The organism is Shewanella sp. SG44-6 (assembly GCF_014164185.1).
GTDB lineage: Bacteria > Pseudomonadota > Gammaproteobacteria > Enterobacterales > Shewanellaceae > Shewanella > Shewanella vesiculosa.
This window is the reverse complement of record NZ_JACJER010000176.1, coordinates 1-7,587: the sequence shown is the minus strand read 5'-3', so window position 1 is coordinate 7,587 and position 7,587 is coordinate 1. Positions and strand designations below refer to the sequence as shown.

The following is a 7,587-nucleotide window of genomic DNA, read 5'->3' as shown; positions in this document are numbered from 1 at the left end:
AACATCGCATCCTCAAAATATGCATAAGAGCTTTTACCCAAACTTTTTTTCGCGTCATACATAGCGAGATCAGCATTGCGAATTAATTGATCACAATTACGCCCACAGTCAGGATAAATGCTTATGCATATTTTGAGGATGCGATGTTTATTCAGACAGCTGAATACTACGCATTAGAAATAGCTTTGCAGCAAGCTTATGAAAATAATGAATTTTACCTTGTTTATCAACCAAAATTCGAAATCAAATCTCAAAATATAATTGGTTTTGAAGCATTGCTGCGATGGAACAATTTTCGCTTCAGTCATTTAGTTCCAGAAGATTACATTCCTATTCTCGAGAAAAAAAACCTTATAAATAAGGTCGGCGATTTTGTGTTAAAAACATCCCTTGAAGCAATCAAGCACTGGCAGGATTTAACAGGAAAAGAGCTTCATGTTGCGGTAAACATATCTCCTTACCAGATGAAAGATCCGACATTCTCACGTTCCATTGAAAAACTTTTAGAAACGTATCAATTAGATGGACGTTGTTTAGAGATAGAGCTTACTGAACAAACACTCATTGAGCCCTCACTAATGTTAGATCAAGCATTAGCGAATTTAAGGAAAATAGGCGTTGGTATAGCGTTAGATGACTTTGGCACGTGTTATTCATCACTACAGTATTTAGCTAATTATCCTATTACATCCATAAAAGTCGACAAGTCTTTCGTTAGCGGGATCAATAATAATAACTTCAATGAAATCAAAGTGGTTTTGGTTAATACCATTGTATCGCTGGGGAGTTCTTTAAATCTAATGGTAACGGCTGAAGGAATTGAACTCGAGGAAAAAATCAAACATCTCCTCAATATTAACTGATTATGGTCAAGGCTACTACTTTAGTAAGCCACTCACATCTGAAAATATTATTTCACTGCTTGCAAAAGACGCCTGAAAGTATTGCCACAGTAAACATTTCACACAAACTAACTAATGAGTAACTTACATGAGTAAAGAACAAACTTTTTCGCCTAGCGAAATTCTCCTTTCTACAACAGATTTGAACAGTTACATAAAGTACGCCAACAAAAGTTTTTGTGATATCTCTGGGTTTTCTTTAGATGAAATGATGGGTAAGCCACATAACATGGTCAGGCACCCCGATATGCCTAAGGCGGCATTCAAAGACATGTGGAGCTATATTCAAGCTGGAAATTCCTGGATGGGACCCGTTAAAAATAAATATGAAAATGGTGATTACTACTGGGTAAATGCTTTTGTAACACCAATAAAGGACAAAACGGGTAAAACGTTTGAATATCAATCTGTGCGTACTTATTTAGACAGTGATGTAAAACATAGAGCAGATTCTGTATACGGAAAAATTGCAACGGGTAAACCCTTTAAGCAAATTAGCTTCAGTAAAGACTCAACATTATGGGTGCAAATTATATTCATCATTCTTATGGCGCTATTTTAGCTGTATCACTCTGTGGAATAATTATTTTTTCCTCATGGAGGACTAAATATTCTCGCGTGGTTAAAACGGCAAAAGCTGTGTTTGATAATCCTCTAATGAGCTTCATATATTCAGGTAATAACGATGCAACCGGCATCATAGAATTAGCTTTAAAAATGCGTAAAGCAGAATTGAGTGCGGTAGTTGGTCGAGTATCTGATGATTCAGAAAAAGTGACAACCTTGGCGCAAGACTCCTCTTATTGCGGCGAAGACGTTAAAAACATCTTAAATAGACAAACGAGTGAAACCAATCAAGTTGCGACAGCGGTTAATCAAATGTCTTCAACAATACAAGAAGTCGCTCGTATTGTAAGTAGAGCTGCGCAATCTTCCCAGCAAGGTTTAAATAGCAGTAATAAAGGGCAAGAAATTGTTACTCAAACGGTTGCCGCTATTGAGGAGTTATCAAAGCAACTTAGTAATGTAGACCATTCAATAGATCGTTTAGTTAAAGGTACTAAATCAATTGAAGCTGTTCTTAGTGAAATGAGCAGTATTGCAGATCAGACTAATTTACTAGCACTAAATGCGGCTATTGAAGCGGCAAGAGCGGGAGAACAAGGAAGAGGATTTGCGGTTGTAGCCGATGAAGTTAGGGCGCTAGCAATGCGTTCTCAACAATCAACCAATGAGATTGGTCAACTTTTAGGTGAGTTAAGGGGGGAGTCCATTCTAGCCATTAAAGCAATGAATTCAAGTAATGAACAATCGGAAAAATGTGTTGCTTTAGCTAATGCAACTGGTGATTCCTTCGAAAATATTACCAATGTAGTTTCGGCAATAGCTGGTTTAAATGCACAAATTTCAACAGCAATAGAAGAGCAATCGGTCGTTTCTGAACAAATAAGTCGAAGCGTTGTCGCCATTAGTGATATGGCAAAGCATAGTGAGCAACAAAGCATTAAATCTGTATCCATGAGTAAAGAGCTGCTTATCAGGTTAAGCGACCAATATAATCTTATTATCCAGTTTAAAGATTGAACGCTGGAGAATTTAATAGATGAGTTTACTTGTAGTCGCTCATGCTTGCTTAGACCGATTTTTGACTGTAGATAAATCATCTTAGTCAACAATCGGGGTTCTAAGTGTATAGACTCATGAGTATCAACGTTATTGAATGTCCATTAGCATACAAGACAAATAATTTGACTGTTTTTTGGCTGAACAGGATTAACTAACGGCCTAAGAATCAAAGCTGGGGGAGATGAGGATAGTATTAAAGGTTGTTTTCAAAACACCTTGTACAAACATATTTAGCTCGTTAGTGATTTGTGCCTTTTTTATATCTACATACTGCTAATGACCAATTTATAATGCAAGGAAACCCTATAAATTTGCAGATCAAAAAATATAAATTGTCACAAGATTAATCAGATTTGGTAAAGGGTAGGTTAATTCTAGTAATATGACTGACTTGAAAAAGGCTTTTAAAACGAGGAGATAAAGCAAGAAATGGTACACCCGAGTGGACTCGAACCACCGACCCCTACCATGTCAAGGTAGTGCTCTAACCAGCTGAGCTACGGGTGTATTGTTTACTTTTATTACAATTCCAATGTTTAGACTCTTTGAAAAGAGTGGTACACCCGAGTGGACTCGAACCACCGACCCCTACCATGTCAAGGTAGTGCTCTAACCAACTGAGCTACGGGTGTATTGTTTACTACAGTATCACTTCAAAACATTTCGCTTCAAAGCGGCCGCTATAGTAAGTTGGATAGCCTACTGCTTGCAAGCAAAAAAAACATATTTATGCCTAAATGGTGATTTGCTGTGCAACTTGCTTCAACGTTAAGCAAAATTACATGCTTAACGTTGATAATTTACAGTTATTACCCTATTTGGCTAAATACCAAGCCTTTCTTTTGAATATACTTTAACCTAATTGCAAACAGAATTGCTGCTGATGTTAATCCTGCAATTAATCCAATCCAAAATCCATGAGCCCCCATTGATGGTAGAATCATATCGGTATAGCCCAATACATATCCGGTAGTCATACCAACACACCAATAGGAAAACAAGGTAATGTAAAATGCACTTCGAGTATCTTTATAACCTCTGAGTGCACCAGCTGCGACAACTTGGATTGAGTCTGAGATTTGATAAAATGCAGCTAACATCATTAGGCTACCCGCTAAGGCGACCACTTCAGGGTTGTCATTGTATAACAAGGCTATTTCATGCCTAAACATCACTGTCAGTAGGGCGGTTAATACCGCTAATGACAAAGACAAACCTAATCCTACTTTGGCCACAAGAGCCGATATTTCAGGTTGTCCACGGCCAAGGTAGTAACCAATACGAATGGAGACCGCAATACCAATAGATAGTGGCAGCATAAATATGATTGAAGAGAAATTAAGCGCGATTTGGTGACTTGCAACAACATTAGCGCCTAATGGGGCAAGAAATAACGCGATCACCGCAAATAGACTCACTTCAAAAAATAATGCCAAGGCAATTGGCATACCCAGTTTAATCATCGACCACATGCTCGCCAAGTGCGGACGATAAAACTGTTGAAACGGTTTAAGTTCTTTAAAGGTTTTATCAACCAACATATAAATAATCATCGCCGCTAGCATTGCCCAAAATACCAGTGCGGTAGCGACGCCACAACCGGCACCACCCATTGCAGGAATACCAAAACCGCCATAGATAAACACATAATTGGCCGGTATATTGACGGCTAATCCAATAAACCCGATAACCATGGTTGGCATTGTATAAGAGATCCCCTCACTGCAACCACGAAGCACTTGATACAAGACAAACGGCATAGCTCCCCATAAAATAGCATCTATATATCCAACCGTTAATTCATGCAGTTTAGGTTCTAAATGCATTAAATCGAGTAAATAAGTAGAAGATGCAAGAAAGAACATCACACCAATACCGCCAATTATGGCAATATATCCTGCCTGAAACAGTATTTTGGGAATGGCTTGCTGATTATTCGCCCCATGATGTTGAGAAAAGACAGGCGTAAAAGACATTAATAAACCTTGAACGAATAAGATTGCCGGTAACCAAAGACTGGTTCCTACCGCAACAGCAGCCATATCGACGGCACTGACGCGACCAGCCATGACAGTATCAATAAAGCCCATCATGGTTTGTGTAACTTGTGCTATCAGCACTGGCAGCGCCAATTTGATTAAGCGTGATATTTGAAACCCTGTATTATTCATTAAAAAACCTATAACGGAACGAGAGAATTATGTTTACTGGTATAGTTCAAGCCACTTGTGAAGTGGTATCAATTAACAATGCGACCGGCCTTAAAACCTTTGAAGTCGCTATGACACCAGCGTTAACACAAGGATTAGTGACAGGTGCTAGCGTAGCCAATAATGGTGTTTGCCTTACGGTAACCAAGATACTAAATGATAAGGTTTTTTTTGATGTAATGGAAGAAACATTAGCCGTGACTAACTTAGGCAATACCCAGGTTGGTGACTCAGTGAATATAGAACGTTCGTTGACGTTTGGCACCGAAATAGGTGGACATATACTATCTGGTCATGTGCATACGCTGGCGACAGTTAAAGCGGTTAGCAATACCGCTGAACATTATAATATAGAGCTCCAAGTTGATCCGCAGTGGATGAACTACATTTTCTATAAAGGTTTTGTGGGAATTAATGGTTGTAGTTTAACCGTAGGAAAGGTCAATGACAGTGGGTTTGTTTTGCACTTAATTCCTGAAACGTTAAAACTAACCAATTTAAATCAATACGGTGTTGGTGACACAATCAATATCGAAATTGACAGCCAAACTCAGGTGATCGTTGATACGGTCGAAAGAGTGCTCGCAAAAAAGCAACTTGCATAAGCTGTTAAAACGATATGGCTTGCTTCATTTTAAGCAAGTCATCATCGATCAGTAAATTTGTTCATCGTCAGCGTCGATATGAAGTTCTATCATTTTACGATTATCATCAAGATGCATCCGAATATATATCGGATTGCAGCACATACGGCAATTATCGTAATATTCTTGATCACCAGAACTGGTATCTAAAGCAACATGTTGATGATGCCCGCAGTGGGGGCAACTGATGACACGCGAAAGTAATCTCATAGCGAGTACTCCTCACTGACTAACTCGTTTCAATAAGTATAGTGAGCATTTCAACATTTGGATCATCCATAAGAATGATTCTCATGGTTAAAAATTAATTCATTTAAAATAAATTTAAGCTTACAATTTTATGTATAAAGTATTTTATTTCAACTAGTTGTATGGTGAATTTATATCATTCATTATAGCGGCTGTAGACTATTATTTTTCTTATGCTTAGCGATATCCGTCAATAATCTTAAAAATGGTTTTTTTGATTAACACTGCAATAGCTTGTATTAACCTTATTTTCCTGCATAAAACCTGAATTTTATCACTAAATCACTATTGTGTGGTTGCGTGCTAAAGCGCTTATCGCATAAAATAAACGATTACGTTTTTGGGTAACTAAGACTCCTGTACTGTCTTGATTTCATTAACGTGTTTCTCGTTCAAATAGAACATACTTAATTACCATGTGGCCCTACGTGTGGGTCACCACTGGAAAAGGAAATTTAATGCCTATTATTACACTGCCTGATGGTAGCCAACGTGAGTTTGCTACGCCTGTCTCGACTCTTGATGTTGCATTAGACATCGGCCCTGGTTTAGCAAAAGCGTGTATTGCTGGCCGCGTTAACGGTGAACTGAAAGATGCAACTGACTTAATTACTGCAGATTCTGAATTAGCTATTATTACGGCTAAAGACGAAGAAGGTGTTGAAATCCTTCGCCATTCTTGTGCGCATTTACTTGGTCACGCGATCAAACAAATGTGGCCTGAAACTAAAATGGCGATTGGTCCCACAATCGACAACGGGTTTTATTACGATATCGATTTAGACCATAAACTGACCCATGAAGACATTGAAGCCTTAGAAAAACGCATGCTTAGTCTTGCAAAAACTAACTACGATGTGGTCAAAAACGTTGTCTCTTGGCAAGAAGCTCGTGATGCATTTACCGCTCGCGGTGAAGAGTATAAAATTGCGATTCTTGATGACAACATCAGTAAAGATGCAACACCAGCGCTTTATCACCATGAAGAATACATCGACATGTGTCGTGGCCCTCATGTACCAAACATGCGTTTTTGCCAAAACTTTAAGTTAATGAGCGTGGCAGGTGCATATTGGCGTGGTAATTCTGACAATAAAATGTTGCAACGTATATACGGTACAGCATGGGCAGACAAAAAAGCGCTCAAAACACATTTAGTCCGTCTAGAAGAAGCGGCTAAGCGCGATCACCGTAAAATTGGTAAACAATTAGATTTGTACCATATGCAAGAAGAAGCGCCAGGAATGGTGTTTTGGCATAACGATGGTTGGAGCATATTTTTAGAACTCGAGAAGTTCATTCGTCAAAAGTTAGGCCAATACACTTATCAAGAAGTGAAAGGTCCACTTATGATGGATCGAGTGTTATGGGAACGTTCTGGCCACTGGGATAAATACGCCGAAGCCATGTTCACCACTAACAGTGAAAACCGTGAATACGCAATCAAGCCAATGAACTGTCCTGGTCATGTGCAGATTTTTAACCAAGGGTTAAAATCTTATCGTGACTTACCGTTACGTATGGCTGAGTTTGGTTGTTGTCATCGTAATGAGCCATCGGGTTCTCTTCATGGTTTAATGCGCGTACGCGGCTTTACACAAGATGATGCACATGTTTTCTGTACTGACGACCAAGTTCAAGCAGAAGTTAGTGCATGTATTCAAATGGTATATGACACATACGCGACATTTGGTTTTGAAAATATCGTGGTTAAATTGTCTACGCGTCCTGAAAAACGTATTGGCGATGACGATATGTGGGACCGAGCAGAAGATGCTTTAAAGCAAGCGCTTGCCAATAATAATATTAAATATGAAATATTACCGGGCGAAGGTGCATTTTATGGCCCGAAAATCGAATTTACTTTGCATGACTGTTTAGATCGTGCATGGCAATGTGGTACAGTACAACTCGATTATGCATTACCGACTCGTTTAGGTGCTACTTATGTCGCAG

At 38.8% G+C, this 7,587-nt stretch carries 7 protein-coding genes and 2 tRNA genes; 5 read left to right on the top strand and 4 right to left on the bottom strand.

All coding sequences use genetic code 11. From position 1 onward, the window contains the following. Nucleotides 1–143: 143 nt before the first annotated feature. The 3 genes from H5185_RS20245 (at nucleotide 144) to H5185_RS20240 (ending at nucleotide 2,486) form a co-directional block, all read left to right on the top strand. Entirely contained in the window at nucleotides 144–863 is a 720-nt protein-coding gene (locus tag H5185_RS20245) for an EAL domain-containing protein (RefSeq protein ID WP_182743000.1), read from the top strand. Between the two features lie 127 nt (nucleotides 864–990). Then, on the top strand, nucleotides 991–1,464 hold the full coding sequence (locus H5185_RS23110; RefSeq protein ID WP_259396266.1) for a PAS domain-containing protein: 474 nt from the start codon (nucleotides 991–993) through the stop codon (nucleotides 1,462–1,464). Next, the gene (locus H5185_RS20240) at nucleotides 1,422–2,486 is read left to right on the top strand and encodes a methyl-accepting chemotaxis protein (protein WP_259396265.1); all 1,065 of its coding nucleotides are present in this window, start codon (nucleotides 1,422–1,424) and stop codon (nucleotides 2,484–2,486) included. Before H5185_RS23110 ends, H5185_RS20240 begins: the two co-directional genes overlap by 43 nt. 472 nt (nucleotides 2,487–2,958) lie before the next feature. Here the strand turns inward: H5185_RS20240 and H5185_RS20235 are convergent. The 3 genes from H5185_RS20235 to H5185_RS20225 form a co-directional block, all read right to left on the bottom strand. Next, nucleotides 2,959–3,035: transfer RNA gene (locus H5185_RS20235), tRNA-Val, on the bottom strand. Between the two features lie 48 nt (nucleotides 3,036–3,083). Further along, a tRNA-Val gene (locus H5185_RS20230) sits at nucleotides 3,084–3,160 on the bottom strand. A gap of 177 nt (nucleotides 3,161–3,337) precedes the next feature. Next, nucleotides 3,338–4,699 (bottom strand): MATE family efflux transporter, encoded by a 1,362-nt coding sequence (locus H5185_RS20225; protein WP_182742999.1) that lies wholly within the window; start codon nucleotides 4,697–4,699, stop codon nucleotides 3,338–3,340. A gap of 29 nt (nucleotides 4,700–4,728) precedes the next feature. Between H5185_RS20225 and H5185_RS20220 the strand changes: the two genes are divergently transcribed. Further along, nucleotides 4,729–5,343 carry a riboflavin synthase subunit alpha gene (locus H5185_RS20220; RefSeq protein ID WP_124014858.1) on the top strand — a complete coding sequence of 205 codons (615 nt, stop codon included), beginning with the start codon at nucleotides 4,729–4,731 and terminating at the stop codon, nucleotides 5,341–5,343. Between the two features lie 48 nt (nucleotides 5,344–5,391). Here H5185_RS20220 and H5185_RS20215 read toward each other — a convergent pair whose 3' ends face one another. Further along, the gene (locus H5185_RS20215) at nucleotides 5,392–5,592 is read right to left on the bottom strand and encodes a CPXCG motif-containing cysteine-rich protein (RefSeq protein ID WP_124014859.1); all 201 of its coding nucleotides are present in this window, start codon (nucleotides 5,590–5,592) and stop codon (nucleotides 5,392–5,394) included. Between the two features lie 497 nt (nucleotides 5,593–6,089). On the opposite strand from H5185_RS20215, the gene thrS reads away from it, so the two are divergent. Then, nucleotides 6,090–7,587, top strand: a 1,498-nt coding sequence (thrS, locus tag H5185_RS20210) for a threonine--tRNA ligase (RefSeq protein WP_182742998.1), incomplete at its 3' end; no start/stop codon positions are given.